This window comes from Methylocystis sp. B8, assembly GCF_005771425.1.
Taxonomy (GTDB): domain Bacteria; phylum Pseudomonadota; class Alphaproteobacteria; order Rhizobiales; family Beijerinckiaceae; genus Methylocystis.
In genome coordinates this window covers 1-18,794 of sequence record NZ_VBTZ01000016.1, presented here as the reverse complement: position 1 = coordinate 18,794, position 18,794 = coordinate 1, and the positions used below count along the sequence as shown (strand labels likewise).

At 59.2% G+C, this 18,794-nt stretch carries 22 protein-coding genes and 1 pseudogene; 13 read left to right on the top strand and 10 right to left on the bottom strand.

Going from position 1 to position 18,794, the window contains the following annotated elements:
- The 9 genes from FEV16_RS16485 to FEV16_RS16440 all read left to right on the top strand — a co-directional run.
- Positions 1–310: autotransporter outer membrane beta-barrel domain-containing protein (locus FEV16_RS16485; protein ID WP_210234914.1), on the top strand; the 310-nt coding region annotated here is incomplete at its 5' end.
- 120 nt (positions 311–430) lie between these two features.
- Entirely contained in the window at positions 431–802 is a 372-nt protein-coding gene (locus tag FEV16_RS16480; RefSeq protein ID WP_138168691.1) for a hypothetical protein, read from the top strand.
- Positions 803–828: 26 nt separating this feature from the next.
- On the top strand, positions 829–1,053 hold the full coding sequence (locus FEV16_RS16475) for a hypothetical protein (RefSeq protein WP_138168690.1): 225 nt from the start codon (positions 829–831) through the stop codon (positions 1,051–1,053).
- A gap of 147 nt (positions 1,054–1,200) precedes the next feature.
- Positions 1,201–1,857: a hypothetical protein gene (locus FEV16_RS16470; protein ID WP_138168689.1), complete on the top strand. Its 657-nt coding sequence runs from the start codon at positions 1,201–1,203 to the stop codon at positions 1,855–1,857.
- Between the two features lie 653 nt (positions 1,858–2,510).
- Complete coding sequence (locus FEV16_RS17375; protein WP_281404869.1) at positions 2,511–2,936, top strand: SOS response-associated peptidase family protein; 426 nt, start codon at positions 2,511–2,513, stop codon at positions 2,934–2,936.
- 4 nt (positions 2,937–2,940) lie between these two features.
- Complete coding sequence (locus FEV16_RS17370; RefSeq protein WP_246657394.1) at positions 2,941–3,120, top strand: hypothetical protein; 180 nt, start codon at positions 2,941–2,943, stop codon at positions 3,118–3,120.
- 134 nt (positions 3,121–3,254) lie between these two features.
- Positions 3,255–3,461, top strand: coding sequence for a hypothetical protein (locus tag FEV16_RS16460; protein ID WP_138168688.1), 207 nt, complete (start codon positions 3,255–3,257; stop codon positions 3,459–3,461).
- A gap of 1,566 nt (positions 3,462–5,027) precedes the next feature.
- Positions 5,028–6,311, top strand: coding sequence for an FAD-binding oxidoreductase (locus FEV16_RS16445; RefSeq protein WP_246657392.1), 1,284 nt, complete (start codon positions 5,028–5,030; stop codon positions 6,309–6,311).
- 189 nt (positions 6,312–6,500) lie between these two features.
- Positions 6,501–7,178, top strand: coding sequence for an acetylglutamate kinase (locus tag FEV16_RS16440; RefSeq protein ID WP_210234913.1), 678 nt, complete (start codon positions 6,501–6,503; stop codon positions 7,176–7,178).
- A 417-nt stretch (positions 7,179–7,595) separates the two neighbouring features.
- Here FEV16_RS16440 and FEV16_RS16435 read toward each other — a convergent pair whose 3' ends face one another.
- From FEV16_RS16435 to FEV16_RS16425, 3 genes are all read right to left on the bottom strand, one after another.
- Positions 7,596–8,258 (bottom strand): SOS response-associated peptidase, encoded by a 663-nt coding sequence (locus tag FEV16_RS16435; RefSeq protein WP_138168685.1) that lies wholly within the window; start codon positions 8,256–8,258, stop codon positions 7,596–7,598.
- A gap of 449 nt (positions 8,259–8,707) precedes the next feature.
- Positions 8,708–9,115, bottom strand: coding sequence for a bacteriohemerythrin (locus FEV16_RS16430; protein WP_138168684.1), 408 nt, complete (start codon positions 9,113–9,115; stop codon positions 8,708–8,710).
- A 452-nt stretch (positions 9,116–9,567) separates the two neighbouring features.
- On the bottom strand, positions 9,568–9,897 hold the full coding sequence (locus tag FEV16_RS16425) for a DUF1579 family protein (protein WP_210234912.1): 330 nt from the start codon (positions 9,895–9,897) through the stop codon (positions 9,568–9,570).
- A 26-nt stretch (positions 9,898–9,923) separates the two neighbouring features.
- Here FEV16_RS16425 and FEV16_RS16420 point away from each other — a divergent pair, with 26 nt between their 5' ends.
- The gene (locus FEV16_RS16420; protein ID WP_138167788.1) at positions 9,924–10,493 is read left to right on the top strand and encodes a hypothetical protein; all 570 of its coding nucleotides are present in this window, start codon (positions 9,924–9,926) and stop codon (positions 10,491–10,493) included.
- A gap of 287 nt (positions 10,494–10,780) precedes the next feature.
- On the opposite strand, the gene FEV16_RS16415 is transcribed toward FEV16_RS16420, so the two are convergent.
- Entirely contained in the window at positions 10,781–11,095 is a 315-nt protein-coding gene (locus FEV16_RS16415) for a helix-hairpin-helix domain-containing protein (protein WP_138168683.1), read from the bottom strand.
- A gap of 164 nt (positions 11,096–11,259) precedes the next feature.
- Between FEV16_RS16415 and FEV16_RS16410 the strand changes: the two genes are divergently transcribed.
- Complete coding sequence (locus tag FEV16_RS16410) at positions 11,260–11,769, top strand: invasion associated locus B family protein (protein WP_138168682.1); 510 nt, start codon at positions 11,260–11,262, stop codon at positions 11,767–11,769.
- Positions 11,770–12,119: 350 nt separating this feature from the next.
- On the opposite strand, the gene FEV16_RS17030 is transcribed toward FEV16_RS16410, so the two are convergent.
- From FEV16_RS17030 to FEV16_RS16390, 4 genes are all read right to left on the bottom strand, one after another.
- Positions 12,120–12,329, bottom strand: a complete 210-nt coding sequence (locus FEV16_RS17030) for a hypothetical protein (protein WP_171015277.1) — start codon at positions 12,327–12,329, stop codon at positions 12,120–12,122.
- Between the two features lie 578 nt (positions 12,330–12,907).
- Positions 12,908–13,351, bottom strand: a complete 444-nt coding sequence (locus FEV16_RS16400) for a hypothetical protein (protein WP_138168681.1) — start codon at positions 13,349–13,351, stop codon at positions 12,908–12,910.
- Positions 13,352–13,388: 37 nt separating this feature from the next.
- A complete protein-coding gene (locus tag FEV16_RS16395; protein WP_138168680.1) occupies positions 13,389–13,751 on the bottom strand; it encodes a hypothetical protein in 363 nt (120 codons plus the stop codon).
- 541 nt (positions 13,752–14,292) lie between these two features.
- Positions 14,293–16,290 (bottom strand): aconitate hydratase, encoded by a 1,998-nt coding sequence (locus FEV16_RS16390; protein ID WP_138168679.1) that lies wholly within the window; start codon positions 16,288–16,290, stop codon positions 14,293–14,295.
- A 288-nt stretch (positions 16,291–16,578) separates the two neighbouring features.
- Here FEV16_RS16390 and FEV16_RS17365 point away from each other — a divergent pair, with 288 nt between their 5' ends.
- Entirely contained in the window at positions 16,579–16,875 is a 297-nt protein-coding gene (locus tag FEV16_RS17365) for a winged helix-turn-helix domain-containing protein (protein WP_138168678.1), read from the top strand.
- Positions 16,808–17,641 (top strand): hypothetical protein, encoded by an 834-nt coding sequence (locus tag FEV16_RS17535; RefSeq protein WP_348639994.1) that lies wholly within the window; start codon positions 16,808–16,810, stop codon positions 17,639–17,641. Before FEV16_RS17365 ends, FEV16_RS17535 begins: the two co-directional genes overlap by 68 nt.
- 337 nt (positions 17,642–17,978) lie before the next feature.
- Here FEV16_RS17535 and FEV16_RS17355 read toward each other — a convergent pair.
- Positions 17,979–18,232 (bottom strand): annotated as a pseudogene (locus FEV16_RS17355) (IS481 family transposase); the annotation flags it as partial.
- A gap of 342 nt (positions 18,233–18,574) precedes the next feature.
- On the bottom strand, positions 18,575–18,794 hold a 220-nt coding region (locus FEV16_RS17025; protein WP_171015276.1), incomplete at its 5' end, for a hypothetical protein.

The window sequence follows — 18,794 nt, the reverse complement described above, 5'->3', positions numbered from 1 at the left end:
CGGCGAATTAGGCGGTCGCTTCGATCACATTATTGGGATTTATCGCGACGCGCTGATTATGCTGCGAGGACGCGTCGCCTATGCTCACGATTGGGTGAGCAACGCGACCCTGGCGACGGCCTTCGCGGCTCTGCCCGGCGCTGGCTTTACGGTCGAGGGCGCCAAGCCGGTGAAAAATACGGCGCTGCTGACGACGGCTGCCGAGCTTCGGTTGCCTGGGGGCGCGGCCTTGTTCGCCAAATTCGATGGCGAATTCTCTCACCGGTCGCAAATGTACTTCGGCAGTGCGGGAATGCGCTATTCCTGGTGAGGCAAAAACGTCGCGCAAAACCGCTTCATGGTTGCCTCACGCAGGGACGCTGCGGCGGTTGCTCAGTCCGTATCTCAAGCGCTTACCCGCGAGTTCGGTGCGAGCCCGACTCGATACCTAATGCAGGCGATACTGTTCGAAACTGAAAAGCCGAAATGCCTCGTGGTCAAATTACGGACCTTGCGCGAAAGTTCTGAAATTGTCGCGCATCTGTGCCATTGGGGAAGCAGAGCAGTTGACCCCGAAGAAAGTGGTTTCGGAAAAGAGGCCCAGCCACAGCGTATTTTCGCGCTCTCCAACGCGCACCGTCATAGCGCCACGGCGAAGCAATATTGCCCATCTTCGTCGACCGTGGCGCGCCAGCAAAATCAAATATTTCTGATCAGTAGCCAAAGCGCTGGGCTCGCCGTGCCCAACATTTGCCCGATAAGCGTCGGCGGACGCCGGCAAATGACAAGGAGCTTGACGGCGGGGGCTCGGCCGCTGTTCTAGTTTTTCACGACGAACAGGGGGCAATAATGAACCATAGAACCAAGATGGGAATTGCCCTGGGGGTTGCGGTTCTCGCAGGGATCACCTCAGTTTGGCTTTCGGCGCCGCTTTTGGCGCTGGCGGGATTCTTAATTGTGTGGGGTCAGGACCCTACGCGCATGGAGGAATTTGTCGGGGGTTTGCCGTTTGGCAATCACCTGCTCAAGGCGATGGCTCATTTGGACGGGATCATCTCGTCCCGGGAAGATTGAGCAGCAGCCACACCGCGCGCCATCTTAGAAAGAACAAGAGCACGAAATAGGTTCTCGCAGCATGGCATCACTGTTCGCCGCTGACGGAGTAAGCGAGATGGTGTCAATGCCTCGCTTGGCACCTGAATAGATGTGCGTGGGGGCTTGATGTCGCAGGCGGTTGAAGTTCGGCGCATCGACACATCCTGCCGCGCGGCGCTTGAGGAAACAGTGGCCCTCCTGGTCGACGCTTTCCGCGACAGCCCGCTGTTCGTGACCGCCTTTCCCAGCGAGCCGACGCGCGAGTCCATATTACGGACGCTGTTCGACGCGCTTGTCGAGGACACTGCGCGTTTCGGCGGCCTCCACATCGCTTCCTGCGACGCGGCCATTGTCGGCGCGCTTCTGTGGTACGGGCCCGGCGCCTATCCGATGACTCTTTCGCGCATTTTAAGGCTGCTTCCGCGGTTCCTCGCCATTGCCGCGACGAGTCCGCGCGGCCTGCTCGAACTGCGACGCGCGCAGCAGGCCTTCGAGCTGCGCCGCCCCAAAGAGCCGCATGCGCAGGCCTGCTGGCTTGCCGGACGGGCGGGAGAACGCGTCGGCGTGCGGCTCGCGCGCGCGCTGATGCAGGAAGCCGACAACAACGACTGGTCGATTTATCTCGAAACACAGAATGAGCGCACGATGAGTCTCTATCGCCGCATGGGCTTCGAACTCATCGCGGACGGCTTCGAGTGTTTTCCCAGCGCGCCGCTGACCTGGACCATGTGGCGCCGGCCCGGCGCGCGGGACTCGCGCGCAACAGTCGATGTCAGGATATGACGCCGGCGGAACATCCGGAAAGCGAGAAGATGGCGGCGGGCTTTTAATTGGGGCCTGTTGGGGCGGCGAAGCTCGCTCAATCGATGCGCGCTGCTTTGGACGAGACCACGTTCTAACAAAGCGGAAAAATGAGCATCCGGCATCGTCGCCTAGCGTTCCGGCTAGAGGCCAAAACGCATCGGCGACAGGTCCACGGTCGGGCGCTTTGATAATAGATCATCACGTGCGCGGGCGCACTGCTCATTTAAACGAGACGCGCAATGATCCGAACGTTGCAAAAAACCTTCTGCCTTTCGAACCGATCGGGGGCCGGGCTGTGGAGGCGCCGGCCTCCTTTTGTGCCGTGAGACGTCGTGTCGGCAAGAACGTAGGCGGATCCAACTGCCGCATGGGGGTGGCGCCGCGATCTATTGGCCTCCGGCCACCGGCTGCGCACCCGCGCGGCTTTTGGGTCAATCAACATGGTTTCCCGGTCGCGGTCTCATACTACGGAACGGACACACAGAACTTTTCTACGAAGTCGCTGAACAACGCCCTTTGTAATGGGGATACCAAGCTGGCCTGATATCTGTTTCGGGCTTATTCATGCTCACGCCATGTGCGGACGCTTCACCCGACATCTCTCCTAGGAAGAGCTCCAGCGGCTCGCCGACTTGATCGGCCAGCCGCGCAACCTCCAGCCGCGATACAACATCGCCCCGACGACGCAGATCGAGGTCATTCGCCTCGGCTTGCAGGGCAAAGAGTTGACGCCAATGCGTTGGAGACTTGTACCGCTCTGGCGGAGGGACCCGTTTAGCGAACTGCCAGCGACGTTCAATGCGCGCGCGCCGAAACAGTCGCCGAAAAAACCGATGTTCCGATCGGCCTTCAAATCTGGACGCTGCGTCATTCCGGCGTCGGGCTTTTACGAGTGGACCGGCGCCAAGGGCGCGAAGACGCCGCATTATTTCTCGGCGCCCGATGGACGTCCGCTCGCCTTCGCGGGGCTATGGGAGAGCTCTGTGGCGAACGAGATGATGGAACTCGGCGACGATCATCGTCGGGCCAGCGAACGATTGGATGCGCCGCTTCCATGATCGCATGCCAGTCATTCTCAATTGGCGCGACGCAAGCACGTGGATGACGGGGGGCGACCCTGGCGCGCTGCTGCATCCGCCGCCCGAGGACGCTGCAGGAATGGATCGTCCTGCACCGCGCGTCAATCGCTCAGATGTCGGCGATGACGACGCGACGCTGACCGAACGGGCCGTCGCCGCGTGACAAGCTGCGCCGTCGAATGCTTGTGCGAGCGCGCGAGCCGCCATTTGCAGCCTTGCTAACGCTTTAATCTTTCAGCGTTTTTTGGAACAAATCCGACTGCGACGCGGTTCATTCCCCTTCAGGGAGGATGCGTCATGCCAGACAAAGCGCCGGACCGCTGGCGCAATGTGACCGCCTATGAAGCCAAGCAGCGATCCGCCGTTGCGAAGGCGATTGGCATGCATCTGAAATTCAAGTTCGCCGGAGTTGTCAGCGAGCCGCTGCCAGAGAGTATGACCGAATTGATGACCAAGATTAAACGAAGGCGCGGCGACTCCAATGCTGTTGGCGGGCACGACTGATGCGTCCGGCGAGCGCAGCGGCCACGCTCACAAACATGACGACTCTTGAACGCGCGTTCATTCTGGCGCGCTCCGGAGAGTGCAGTTGCGTCGCCGCTCTGGTGAGACGCCTAGACCGTGAAGGGTACGATGGACATCAGATTCATGGGCCGCTTCTCAGGAGGCAGCTTCGAGATTTGATTCAAGAAGCAATGACGCGCCATCCCGGGTGGCTTTCTTAGTCGGCGCAGATCACGCCAAGGCCGTCGCGCAGAAGATCGCACGGGCGCTAACGGAGAACGCGAAAGGACGATGAGCGCGCGCCAGTCACGCTTGCTCCATCGCTCAACTTGCCAATTTGACGAATGCGACGTTCTCTACGCCATCCATCGAGAGCGCCGCCATTTTAGCCATCGCCCGCGCCGCTCTCGGGGCCGCGGGCTTTTCACGTTCGATGGCGGCGATCAGCGCCCCACCATGTCACGCCCCAGATTGAAATTACGTCCGTCGACTGCCCCGCCTGGCCTGGCCAACGGGCGAGGACGACTCGGCTTTCACCGGTGGGGTCGCCGGGAGTCTCGCAATAGCTTTTTGCCCGGTCGTCGTCTTTTCCTGCGCCAGAGCGCCATGAATTGGAACGATGCTTGCTGAAAGCACCGCGGCGAGAACACTGTTAACTCGGTCGTCGGCGACGATCATAAACCACCTCGTTCGAAGCCCTCGTCATCGGGTCGCCGGCGTCAAGTTCACCAATGGCGATGAGCCGGGCGTAAAACAATGCCAGCGGCCGTGAAGCCGAGGGCAAATGGATAACGCTCTGCGAAAGGCGACGCCAGCCAACTAGGACTGACGCGCCCCGAGGCAAGCGGGGCAGGCGGCCGGCCTTGGACCGCGACGAGCAACCATTGACGCTCCGGTTGAGGACGCCAGATGACGCCTCTCCAAACAGAGTGAGCGCATCAAGTTCACGAACTTGCTCGCTCCGGAGCGTATGGCGACGTCGCGGAGATAATCGCGCGACTTGACCGTGAAGCCTATAATGGGCGTCAAATTCACGGGCGTGTTCTCAAGAAGCAGCTCGCGGATTTAATTGAAGAAGCGAAAGGTAATACTCGCGGGAGGCGGACTCAGCGCCCGAAGGCGAGCTATCATGAGTCGAGAAATCGTAAGTCGGAAAGTCGGTTAGTTTCTGACTTTCCGACGCAGTGCGCGCCATGGGAGATGCGTTGAGGCACTACGTCTTCGTCTTCAAGCGCCACACTCCGGCGCTTGACTTTACCCATCGCCTCAGCCGTCGCGCTAGTGAACGACGACGCTCCCATGGCGACAAATTGTCGTTCCGGTCCGACATTGGCCCCTGCTTTCGTTCGCATCTGGCGCATTCCTCTCGCATGATGGGCGATGCGCAGTGCGCGCTCTTTCGACGATGTCGCCGATCGGCTCTTTCCCGAGGATTTGAAGCGACAGTTTTGAGCCCTACATCATTCAGAGCGACGGCATCCCCGCATCATCGCAATATAACTCCCCGACTGTGGATGTAACGGCAGGGCGTCTTCTTTGAGCACAGAGCACGCCGGTGTGAGACCAATGAACTCACTCTACTCGCTCTGGTCAGCGACAGCGCCGATTGGTCCCGAGCTTGACCCATTCGAGCCGGGATCGTCTGCAGACGTGATCGTGGTCGGCGGCGGCATCACGGGGCTTTCCGCAGCCTTGCACATTGCGGAGCAAGGCGGCCAAAGCGTATCGGTCCTTGAGGCGGAAACGCCAGGATGGGGCACCTCAGGTCAGGCAGGCGGCCAGGTTATTGCGGGACTCCACGCCGCGCCCGATGACCTGATTGCCACCTTTGGCGACGAGATGGGCGAGCGGATGCTGTCCTTCGTTGGAAAAGCACCTGACTTCGTGTTCCAGTTGATTGAGCGTTATCGCATTGACTGCAATCCAGTCCGGAAAGGCTGGGTCCAGACGAATCGGTCGACTCGGGGCGTTCGGGCGCTACAACGCCACGCATTGATGTGGGCCAAACGCGGCGCTCCGGTCGAGATGCTGGATCGCGCGCAAACGGCCCGGCTCGTTGGAACTCAAGTCTATGCCGGCGGCTGGCTGGATCGACGAAATGGAACGGTTCAGCCCCTTGCCTACACGCGTGGGCTTGCCAAAGCCGCGATCGAGGCAGGCGCGAAGATTCATGGCAATGTCCGCGTTCAAAAGCTGACGAGGGAAGATGGGCGATGGCGGGTGACTACGAATGCTGGCCACCTGATTGGCTCGGTGGTCTTGATCGCGACCAACGCCTTTACGGACGCCCTTGTTCCTAGATTGCAGCGATCCATTTTGCGCGTTCATGGCGTGCAAATCGCCACTGCGCCGCTATCCGACAGCGTGCGCGCGACCATTCTGCCTCAGGGCCATTCCTGCGCCGACAATCACATTTTGAGCGTGCGCTATTTCCGAGTCGAGCCGGACAACCGTTTGGTCGTTGGCGGTCCGGGGTGGTTAACGCCGCCGCGTAACGCCCGCGCTTTGAGCTTTCGGATACTTGAACGCTCTGCGCGACGCATGTTTCCGCAGATCGCCAATATACCATTCGATTATCACTGGTACGGCCGTGGGGCGGTGACCGCTGACCTGCTGCCCCACCTCCACGAGCCGCAATCCGGCATCGTTGCTGCTCTCGGTTATAACGGACGCGGCATTGCCGCAGGCACAGCGCTTGGTGCTCTGCTCGCTCGCCGCGCGCTGGGAGAGCCTGCGCGGGATCTGCCCTTCCCCGTCACCGCTCTTTCGGCGCTTCCCTTCAACACGGCGCCGGCAGCGCGCTATTACCTATCCATAGCGGCGGATCGACTCCGCCATCTGTTTGAATGAGAAATTGGGCTGGCGCGGGTCCGAGTCCGTAGTAACCCTCGCCCGGCCGAACAGCCTGGCTTTTTTGCTTGCGATCCCGTTCTTTCCGAGATGCCGAAAGCGTCGGCCGTTGGCGCCATTGCGCACGGTTGTCGACGCTCTAATTGTCGGCAAACGATGGGAGTTAAAACGACTCCACGGAGGTGCATCATGAAACCATATATTACTCCGATGGCGGCGGCCGCGGTGGCAATTTGCGGCTCGACCGCGCTGGCGCAACAAGCGCCTATGACTCATCCCACCACAATGGCCGCCGGCATGCATGACACGAAAGCAGATGCGGCCACCGTCGTGAAGATGGCGATGCGGAAGCTTTGGGAAGACCATATCACCTATACCCGCGGTTATATCGTCAGCGCTCTGGCCGATCTTCCGGACGCCAACGCCGTCGCCACGCGACTCCTCAAGAATCAGGATGACATCGGCGATGCGATTAAGCCCTATTACGGAGAGAACGCAGGGAAGAAATTGTCTACTCTCCTACGCGATCACATCCTTATTGCGACGGAAGTCGTCAAGGCTGCAAAGACCGGCGACAAGTCGGGGCTGAGCGATGCGCAGAAGAAGTGGTCGGACAACGGCAAGGACATTGCGGCGTTCTTGAGCGGTGCAAATCCAAACTGGGCCAAGAAAGATTTGGAAGAGATGCTGCAAAAGCATCTGGACTTGACGACAGGAGAGGTGGTCGGGCGACTCAATAAGGATTGGACAGCTGACATCAAGGCATATGATGACGGTCACGACCACATGCTGAAATTTGCCGACGAGCTCACTGACGGGATTGCCAAGCAATTTCCCGATAAACTCAAGAAAGAACCGGTCCTGTGATCATTTAGCAATTCAAACTTCCTTGGTGACAGGCGGTCGCGGAAAAGCCGCTGTGGCAGGTCGCAAAAGCTCGGCCCGATTTTGCGCGGGCGGAGCCCGGCGCAGGCCCGCAGCAAGAACTGATACTGCGCCACGCGTCAGCGCCTCTGTCTGTCGGCCAGGCCGGGCGGGCAAGTCGACGGACGTCCATTTCAAATTTGGAGCCGGACATGACGGGGGCAAGCTTCGCGTTGCATCGCCGCCATAGCACGCGAAAAGCCCGCGGGCGCCCCGAGAGCGCCGCGGGCGAGTTGAAAAGGCATCGCTCCCAATGGCGTAGAGAACAGCGCTTTTGTCAAATTGATCAGCAAGTGCGTGAGAGCAAGCATGGCTGATCGTTCCGCAGTGGCGCCGGGGCGCAAGCCCCGGCCGGTTACTCTAGACCGGCGCAATCAGCATCGGATCGTCGTCGCCGAGGTCAGACTTGTTAGCACGCGGCGAGACGACCCATTCCTGCAGCGCATCTTCGGGCGGCGGACGCAATAGCGAGCCCGGATCGCCGCCAGCCATCCATAGGCCGATGTCGCCCCAGTCGAGAATAACCGGCATGCGATCATGGAAGCGGCTCATCCATTTATTGGCCGGCCCGACGATGATCGTCGCTGAGTCGATCATCTCCTTCGTGTCGGGATTGGGCGCGCGCTCCCACAGTCCTGCGAAGGCGAGTGGGCGGCCGTCCGGCGCCGAGAAATAATGCGGAGTCTTCGCGCCTTTCGGGCCGGTCCATTCATAGAAGCCGGATGCGGGGACAACGCCGCGCCGCGCATTAAATGCGGAGCAGAACATTGGCTTTTCGGCGACTGTCTCGGCGCGGGCGTTAAAGGTCGCCGGAAGCCTGTTGAGCGAGTCCCTCCACCAGAGCGGCACAAGTCCCCAGCGCATCGGCGTCAGCTCTTTGCCCTGCACACCGAGGCGAATGACCTCGATCTGCATCGTCGGGGCGATGTTGTAGTGCGGGGCGAGATTCCGCGGCTGGCCGATCAAATCGGCGAGGCGCTGGAGCTCTTCCCAGGAGAGATGCTGGGTGAAACGGCCGCACATGCCGTGAGTATATCAGACCTCAGGCCAGACGGTGCATGTAAGGGCGGGGCGTTTTCGTCGGCCAAGCTTCGCTTCACGTGGACGTGACGTTGAAAAGCCCAATAATCAGACGGCGATATTTTTGAAGGAGGCTGCGGCCCAAGTCGGGCGATGTGACTTCGGCCGGACAGAAACCACGCTTGCGCGATGACCCGGCGACATCTACCGCAACCGCGAAGGCGATTGGAGTGAGTGAACGCGGCGACAGATTGTCGTTGGGCGCGGCCATCGCCGGCGAAACGCGTCTACTCTAACAACCCTCAAAAGGTTCAAAATGGCTTTTGGAGGTTTTGATTGCGGTCAGAGAACCGCCTCGCCGGATCTTTTAGGCGCGCCACGCGCAGTCAGGGAGGAAGCGTCCGCTTGAGTGCGAACGCCGGAAATCCCTAATGCAGGATGAAGAATGCTGCTCAGGCCATGCCCTTCTCATTTAGGAAGGGCCCATAAGACTTGTCGATTTTAGGAATGTGGTTGGTCAACCAGTCGACGACAAACGCCGCCGTCTCGCCTGTCACTTCTGCTTCGCCCGCGTGAAATTTCTTTTGCAGGTCAAGACAGGTCGCCACAAGTTCATCATGTTGCGCCTTATGCGCGGCGGTGGCCGGATAGCCATACTTCGTGAAATTCGCCTCCTCGGACGCGAAATGCTGCGCCACGTATGAGATGAGCGCATCCAACTGCTTGCCGATCAACGCGCGATCCCCTACGCCGACGGCGTCGCCCAACAAGTTAACGAGCCGAAAAATCTCTTGGTGCTCCTGGTCATGCAAACTGACGTTTGTGCCGAATTGCTCCTTAGTCCAAGTGATAAGCGACATGCGTATCCTCCTATATTGTCTCGTTTTTTGATGCAGTTGTCGGCCGCGAGAACACTTTGGCAGCTTCATCGGCATTTGTAATTGACAGCCATCAATACGAGACAATCCGCCGCACACCCGTTCCTCGAGTCGGATCACGCACAACGGGTTGTGATCGGACTGAGCGCCATTTCCAAGGAAATAGCTCGGCGATCTGGTTGATCAGCCATTCGAGCATCCGATACGCCCCAGCGCTTTGGCGCCAATGCTTCATTCCGCCGATCTCATAGGGAAGCAGACGCTTTGCCTTGGCCTTGCTCCGGCGCCGACAGCTAACCTCACCGTAAGACTGCTCCCTCATCTAACCGCCGATCTGATCGCGTCGTTCATGACGGATAATTCTTCATCTGTAAGGCGGCGCGCGCGGAGAAGTCCTCCCCGTTGCGGACTTCTCCGATGGTCTCGATCGTGCACTAACGCAGTGTCTGCTGCTTCCGGGTGTACGTCATCTCCATCATTTTCCATTCTCTGCCGCCCTGGTGGGCGCCGTACATATCGAAGGTCTGGGTATTGTTGTCCACGATCGTCCAGATGGCGCGATGCTTCATATATCCGCCGCCCGGCTCGGCATGCTGGCCCTCCAAAGTGATCGTCTTGCCATCCGGGTCTTGCGCGCCTTCCATCGTAAATATCCCGGTGCCCATGGTGGACAACCAGTTTGTCACATAACGCTTGAGCAGATTGTCACACGGCGAACGCCCGCTCAGATGGGCAAGGGCGCGCAGAGGCAGGCTTCGATTCAAGAGTACTGAGTTTCGGGAGGAACTCCATGGAATCGAATGAAACGACTGCGCTCGAACAGCGCCGCGAATTTACCGAAGTCGTAGGCCTGTTCGACTCGCTTGATAACTTACGGTCCGCCATTGACTATCTGATGACTCACGGATTCGACAGATCCGAAATCAGCCTGCTCACCGAAGACGCGAAGACGCGCGAAAAGGTTGGATCGAAACGCTCGGTCGAAATCGAGGACAGCGATGAAGCTCCTCGCATTTCCTACATCGAAACCGAGTCGCTTAATGAAGGCAAAGCTGCGCTCATCGGCCTGCTCTTCTATGTTGGCGCCATTGCTGGCGCGATCACCGTTTGGACCATTTACGGCAGTTTCGCCGAGGCGATCTTTGCGGGCATTGGCGCTGGCATGGCCGCCAGCCTGATCGGCGTGGGCATCGGCGGGTTCATTCGACGTCGTCAGCGCAATTGGGTGCAGGCGCAATTGGCGCGCGGCGGACTGTTGCTGTGGGCGCGAACCCGGACCGAAGAACATGAACGCGCCGCCATGTACGCCATGCAGAACAATGGAGGCCACGACGTGCATGTTCATAGGTTGGCGGCGTAGGCCTGACGATCCAGATTGAGCGCTGCTGACTCTGTTCCACCTATGAAACTCAAATTCTCGGGCGGGCAGACCGGTTCTATGACGTCCGCGACGCCATTGTAGTCGCGAGGAAGGTTAAAGCAGGTAAACGAGCAGCACATGTCGTGGTCATGGACGCACGGACCAATCAATTGGTGATTAAGATCGATGGCTGAGCAAATTTCCTCGCTGTGCAGCTCGCGGGGCGCACGAAAAAGCCCGGCCATTGCTGACCGGGCTGGGAAGCCGTCTTATGCTGCGCAATTTGATCAGTGAACGATGAAATGGTCCTTGACCGCACTGAAGACATCCACCGAAAGAATCTTCTTCGTCGCTAGGTCGTCCACGCTCTTGAAAGGGCGCCCTTTCACGATCGCCTCGGCGAGGCGCTTGTTGAGACCGTTTACCATCGTGAGCTGGTCGAGAGTGGCGGAATTGAGGTCGAGCCGCGGCGCCTCGGTCGCCGTTTTCGTCATAGGCGCCGGCACGGCGCTCGGCGCGGCAGGCTTCATTGCGGACGTCGTCTCGGCCAGAGCGGGCGCGGAAACGATCAAAGCGGCGGCAAGAAGAGCAATGCGGGTCATGGATGAACTCCTGGGCTTGGCCCCGTGTCGAGACCTCGTCTCGATCCACGCCCGTAATGTCACCCAAAGCGGCTGAACCGTTGCTGAGGGCGCCGTTCATTGCTCATTTAACGAAATGAGCACATCGACACTCAATAGAAAGACAATTCGTTTAAGGCCCTCAAATGCGATGCAGTAAAAAATCCTTGGTTAGCGTTCTTGCCTGTCTGCCGTTCGCTCATTTTTTTGCAGGCGCCGCGCTAGCGCAGCAGCCCGAAAGCTCAAAATCCGGCGCTTGGGAAATGCAATGCGCTTCGCCAACAACCGGCGGCAAGGTCTGCGCGTTGGTCCAAAAGGCGATGTCGGAAGAACAGCCGAATGTCGGCTTAATGGTGGCTGTCAGAAAAGGACCGGGCGTACCGAACGGAGTGATTCAAGTTTTCGCGCCGCTAGGAACTTTCTTGCTGGAAGGCGTGGGGATCAAAGTCGACGAGGTCGAATTCTCGAAACTGCCATTCTTCAGATGCACTCAGATTACCTGTGCTGCTGAAGGTCCTATCGGCAACGACCTGATGAGCAAGATGCTCAACGGCAAAAATTTGCTAATAACAATCTACGTTAATCCCGGCGAGGGACTTCGCCACATATTCACTCTCGATGGCTTTAAAGACGGCTACAATGCGCTGCGGGAGTGAAGCCGAAAGCATGTGCGGACGCTATACGCAGATCTCTCTTGGGAGGAGCTACAGCGCCTTGCCGACCTCATCGGCCAGCCGAGCAATCTCGCGCCGCGCTGCAACATCGCGCCAACCGATACGATCGACGTCGCCCGTACAGGCTGTTTGCCGCCTCCTCATTTCCGCTCAGGGTCATTTGCACTCTCGGACGGCAGGGCCGGAGGACCTAATTTACTTCGTGCCCCGCTTTCAAGCCCTGAGGTGGGATGGGTCGGCTCTGATGGGGCGCTCATGCTACCTTCCTCATCCGACGCCAACCAAATTTATCGGCCTTGGAATAAAGGACGCCTGGGAGGCAGAAGCGCCCGCTACGGCCAAACGACGTCTGGACCATTCGCGTTCGTCTGCAACTCGAACACCGCAAGCGCGATGGCTTGATCGCTCTGGCGCAGCCAATAGCGGATATCTGTTCCCCACTCGATCTGCGAAATACCCTCGAGCGCGGACGCGAAGGCGGTCGTGCAGACGATCGCTAGAGTGCTGATGGAGGGGACAAAGGGGCGATGAGCGGGCACCATGCGATGTTCTCTAGGCCGCGACGCCATCTTGGCTATCGCCCGCGGGCTTTTCACGCGCGATGGCGGCGATGCAGGGCGAAGCTTGCCTAGGTCGCCTCGAGTTCCAAATTTGAAAGTCCGTGCGTCGATCAACGCACCCCGCCTGGCCGACGGACGGAGGGCACGACCCGTGTGCAGTATCGGGCCTGTGCCGGGGCTCCGCCCGCGAGTATCGGGCGGAGCTTTTCGCGCTGCGAAATTTTTCAGCCAAGTCTCGTGGGAACAAATCAGCCGCGCCGAGGTTCCGCCTTCAGCGAGGCTTCATGAAAGGGCTAAAACCAGACGAATAGCGCGCCGCGCTTGCTTGCCAGTTTCAAGAGCAGCTCGCCCCCGTGCTCGAGAACATCGGCAAGCGGTGCAATTTATGCGCGCCGAGATTATCGCCGAGCCATGCCGGGCGAATTTCGAGACTTATTGGACGCGTTGGAAGAGCAAAGACTTCGTGCAACAACGATCCTTGACCAGGCAAGGGGTCGTGCGACCTAGATGGAAGGAGAAGTATCCGCCGATTGATTCAGCTCGGGGCCGAACGCCGTTCGTCAATAGTCGCGACGGACATAACCGACATAAAAGCAGCTCGTCATGACCGCCACCATCGCCGCAGGGCCATCCAAATCCGCCGGGGCCGCTTGGTAGCAATCGCAATCAAAGACGAAATAGCCGTCGGAGTCGCCCTTCGTCTCGAACGTCGAGAATTTATAGGCACGGCAGGTTTTGCCCAAGCTCTCGTCGAGTAAGCGGGCGGCGATAAGGACCAACCCTTCAATGTCCGGTTTGCCGCGCGTGGTGGCATATGCCCAAGCATAAGAGCAACGTGGCGAGAGAGCCGCCGTGTCGCCGCAAATACGGTTCTTTTTGTCTATAAGAACGAGGCGCTTCACCGCGCGCGCTCCAGAAATTCCCCTCTTGGTAGAAAAGCTTAACCCTTTGGGCGCCGCTATGCCAGCGGAAAGAATCGCCGTCTCGTCGCGCAGCAACGCCACCCAACGCAGGGAAGCCTGCCACCATGTCAGCGGGGCTTCATCTATTGGGGCGCCCAGCCTTAGTAGGAAGCTGCGTTCGGATTGCCTCTATGATTGTCTGAATACCCGCGACCTCGGCGGCGAGCTGTGATCGCAGATCTTCGAGCTCTTTGTCCGCCTGCTCAGCGGCGGCCAACATTTGCTCGATTTGAGCCTCAGCCAGGCGCAGCATCTCCTCAGTGCGTTCGGCGCGCAGCTCGGCGCGGACCAACTCTTCCTTGATCTCATTGGCGATGTCGCGCTCGCGCAAGAGCGCAAGAGCCGATTGCTCCTCGGACTCCCTAATCGCCACAGCGGCTTCTGCTACAAGGCTTAGCGCGACAGTGACGAGGTCCGACGGATCCTGAGCGATCTTGTTCATCGGTCCATTGCCCATAGTTCGGTCGAGATGGTCACCCTAATTGTTCTGCGACGAAGAGTCCGCCGAAATCTGCACCTAGGACCTGGAAGGTAGGACAGCCCCCCGCGCCCGATTCCTCGACGCTCTCTTCCGTCTCTTCGATTGAGTAGGGCGCGGTGGTTGGCGTGGCTTCGACGGATATTCAGCTAGCCTGACAAAGGACGGACCACGAAAGAGCCCGCCTGAAGTTGGCGGCAGACGTCTGCGGCTCGGTGATCGCGCCCGCCACTAATGCATGATCGAAGTGCGGATTTTTCTAACAGAACTGCGCCGTCGCCTATTTGCTGCAATGTGTCCCTAATGCTTCAAACTCGCCGAGTGTCTATCGCGCGGAAACTTCGCCGCTTGTCCGTTCATGCGACTCGGCCTAATTGGACGGATGCACTGCCGCTTTCCAAGCCTTCAAGAGCGACACGCTCGCCCGCGACCCCCTTCGAGTCGCGGGCGTTTCGGTCCCTGCCGCCGTTGGCGAGATCGATCGCGAGGCAATAGAACCAATCCACTAAGCCGAGCGCCTCTCAGACGTCTCGTGCATAGGGCCAAGGCGCCGTCGGTGGCCAATCACGCCGCCATCGATAATGACGGCGATTTCATCAGGCGTACAATGGTGGACCGTTTCGACGTCTTCCTTGCCGCTCGTGAAGACTATGGAATCCCCGCTCGTGAGCTTGCTGCGCAGGTTTTTGCAGTTCAGCTTATCGCCGATTTGCAGGCGGTCATAAGTGTCATTGTTCGCGAAGAGCAGCGGGAGGATGCCATAATTGATGAGATTTTGGCGGTGAATGCGCGCGAAGCTCTTAGCGATCACCATGCGCAGACCGAGATAGCGCGGCGCCGCGGCGGCGTGTTCGCGCGATGATCCCTGACCATAATTCTCGCCACCGATAACGGCGTGCACGAGCTTGGCGCCGAGCGCGCGCGCGTGACGTGAATAGTCCGGATCGATTGGTTCGAACGCGAAATCCGAGATGCGCTGGAGATTTGAACGGAAAGGCAGCACCCTGGCCCCTGCGGGAAGAATTTCGTCGGTTGACACGTTATCGCCCATCTTCAGCAAGATCTCTAACTCGACCTTGTCAGGGAGAGGATCGAAGTCCGGCAACGAATGAATATTGGCGCTCTTTACCAAAACGACCCGCTTCGCTTGCGCTGGTGGCGGCGGCGGCTCAATCAGCGATAATTCGGACCGTGGCGCGGGCTCAACCAATTCCGGATAAGGAATGCCGATCTTGCGCGGGTCAGCGATGCAGCCCGCAAGCGCCGAAGCGGTCGCGGTTTCTGGCGAGCAGAGAAAGACCGAATCTTCCTTCGTTCCGGACCGCCCCGGGAAATTGCGCGGCGTCGTGCGCAAGGAATTGCGGCCGATCGCCGGCGCCTGACCCATGCCGATGCAGCCATTGCATCCTGTTTGATGAATGCGGGCGCCAGCGCCAAGGAGCGCCGCAAGTCGACGATCGTCGAGCAGCATCTGCAGCACTTCTCGCGACGTTGGATTGACGTCGAAGGAAACGGTTGGTGGAATTGTCCTGCCTCGAACCATTTCGGCGCAGATGGCGAAATCCCGCCATCCCGGATTAGCGGAAGAACCGATATAGGCTTGGGCGATCTCCCGGCCTTCAACCTCGGCGACTGGTATGACGTTGCCGGGACTGGAAGGCAGCGCAATCAGCGGCTCGAGCGTCGACAGGTTGACGCTATCGTGAACATCATATTCACAGCCTTCATCCGCTGCGAGCGCTCGCCATTGCGCTTCGCGCCCGCGCGCGGCCATGAAAGTGCGGGTTGCTTCGTCGGAGGGAAAAACCGATGTCGTCGCGCCGAGTTCAGCGCCCATATTGGCGATAACGTGGCGGTCCATCGCCGTCAGGCCAGCAAGGCCGCTGCCGTAATATTCAATTATCTTTCCTACGCCGCCAGCAACGCCGTGACGACGCAGCATTTCAAGTATGACGTCCTTGGCGCTAACCCAAAGCGGTAAGGCGCCAATGAGTTCGACACCGAATATCGCGGGCGTCTCAGTCATATAGGGTTCTCCCGCCATGGCCAGCGCTACATCGAGGCCGCCAGCGCCGATTGCCAGCATGCCAAGCGAACCGGCCGCCGGCGTATGGCTATCGGAGCCGAGCAGAGATTTCTCTGGCTGACCGAAGCGCTCCATATGCACGACGTGGCTGATGCCGTTGCCGGGCCGCGAATACCAGATGCCAAATCGCCGGCAGGCGCTTTCGAGGAAGATGTGATCTTCAGCGTTGAGATTGTCGACCTGTAGTAGATTGTGATCGACATATTGGACGCTGACCTCAGTTTTCACGCGATCGAGGTGCATCGCCTCGAGCGACAGCATGGCGAGCGTGCCGGTCGCATCTTGCGTAAGCGTCTGGTCGATGCGCAGTGCGAGTGGCGCGCCGATTTCCTCGCCGCCGTCGATACGGTGCAGATCGATCAGTTTTTTGGCGAGCGGCCTTCTTGCCGATGACTTTAAAGCCGAAGCCTTGGCCACGGGAATTCCCCCACATTCAATGAGCCCGCAAATAGGGCGCGGCGCCGATCAAGACAGCGCAGCCGTTGAACGGAAAGCATCAAATTGTTCTTTCGGCGATCCAAGCATGAAGAAGGGTTTGGCAGTGAACCCAGTTTCGTCTGCGGAACCGACCCGAGTATTGCGTCGACATGGGAACGCGCACCCCTAAGTAGCGGTGCTCAGCTAAATTGGGAGGCCGGCCATGGTCGTTACTTCGAGACACGACTTCACCGTGAATTTCGGGCCGGCGCACCCAAGATCGGCGGCATGGATCAGCAAACGCTGTGCGATTGGGTTCATCGCTTCAACGCTTCCGGCCCGGAAGGCCGCTTCGATCATTCGACAGACGGCCAGAAATTGCGCTTGTCGGCGGAGCAGCCGGCTGAGCTCGCGAAGATTGCCGGAGCCAGCCCGGATTGCGAGCGGGACGGCGTCATGCGCTGGCGACGCCTCGGTCTCAAACGCGTCATCAAGGGGTGCCTTGGCGTCAATTTTCATGAGCGCTATGTCGGGACGCTCCTCGAGAAGCTCGGCTTCTCCCACATCAGCACAAGGCCGCGCTAACACGGCCAAGACGAGCGAATCGATGAGGCTTACAAAAAACTTCGAAGCGACGCCGAAGGCGCATCTTTCCGACCTACCGAAAATCTGGCTTCAAGACGAAGCTCGCATCGGGCAGAAGAACGGATTCGTGCGCCAATGGGCCAAGCGTGGAACGCGCCCGCGTCAGCCCTCCGATAAATGCTACGAGAAGGCCTATCTGGCGGCATCTGCGCCAGAACTGGCTCTCCAATCGCGTCTTCGAAACTACGACGCCATCACCCAAACCGCATGCGACACCTGGCGGAGGCTCAACGCTCAACCTGAAACAATTGCCTCAATCGGAATGCGCGAATGGGTACACGTCGCGGATGATCTCGGACGCGCAACGGAAATGGCGCGCGCCATGGTGACGCGGTACGGAGTGTCGCCGGACGTGGGTCAAGCCTCTTTCGCGAGGGAGCGCTCACGCTACCTCGACCTTCCCGGAGCGAGCCCGCAACGGTCGGAAGCGAGCGACCAAACCAGCGCGCGAATAGACCAAGCCATCTCCAGCCTCGTCGAACAGGCCTTCGAGCGCGCAACGGAAATATTGCGAAAATGCTCGGCAATTCACCAAGATTCTGCGGCGCGGCCACTCGAAAAAGAGAGTCTTTCCGAAGAGGAACTCGCGCCAATCAGGCGCGCCGTAGCCGCGTGCTCGCGCTCTGACGCCCACGCTGCGCGTGCACGCAGTGTAGAGGCAGCATTTCGAACAATTCTGGCGCAGCTGCGTAAAGCTCATTCATAATGATCATGCACGCCAGGTCTTCTGGAGAAGTGGGCTTTCTCGGTTGTCTTAAGGGATCGACAGCGGCGCCCCGCCGAAAAAGGCGAAGTCCCAGGCATGACCGTCGAGAAACGCCTCGGCCGTCTCCGCCGCATAGGCCTTGATGAAACAGGGTCCGAGTGCGGCAGGTCGAAGCAGAACACACGCAGCTTCATCCGCGCCCGTTGGATGAAACCGACGCATTTGCTAAGGTCGACATGCGCGTGACCCGGCTGATGAGCGAGCGGCACGAAGGCATCCCGCGACCGCGTGCGCGCCGGCCGAACACAGTCTGCCATGCTCCTCATAGAATGGGAGGGATCGGCGTCTTGCGGTCGTAAAGCTTGGCGAAGCCGACTTTCGCGTAGGTTTCGACAAAAGTCTGCCTGTAGAGTCGGCCGGCACCTTTCAGCATCCGGACTTAGAAGGTGTGCGCGCCGCAATAGCCGCGGTATTCGCTGACGGATTCGCCGTGCGCCTCTCGGCCTTGGCCTTTTGCCATCGCGGCAACCTGCGCCTCGTGAAGGTCAGTTGCTCCTGCACTTTCTTGGCTTCGAGAGGCCTTCAGCGGATGCTTCATGGTGGCAATTCTCAGCTTGACGACCCACGGCTTTGGATGCTTTCGCCAAACTTTGAAGCGACAGCCGATACACCTCTCCTTGCCGTTCACATAAAAATGCGACTTCTTTTTCAAACAGCGGACGCAATCCCCGGGGAACTTGTGTTGAATAGGTGGATTGTTGAATGTTAGAAAGCGTAATCGGGACGCTCAAGGCGATTTTCAACGGGATTGGGCTCGCTGTCGCTTGTTACCGCATATATGAACGCTTCGCGGGGGACGAATTGCGGCTCCCGCCCGCCAGATATTCACTCGCTTCTCGCACACGCGACCGCCTTGGCTCAACCCTCAAGCGGTCAATAAAGCGCGGCGTCATCGAATAAGTGCCAGAGCGATTTTTGCAGCTTGCGGCTGGTGATATGTGCGCCAGCGGCGCGGCGCTCAAGAAAGAGCTTCTTGTCGTGAAAATCTTCCATGCCGACACGATGCCCCACGCTGATCACCGTCGCGCCGGCTAGATCTTCATTGAACAGGCGCAGCATCGAAATTTGACTCTCTTCGTCAAGCGCCGACGTG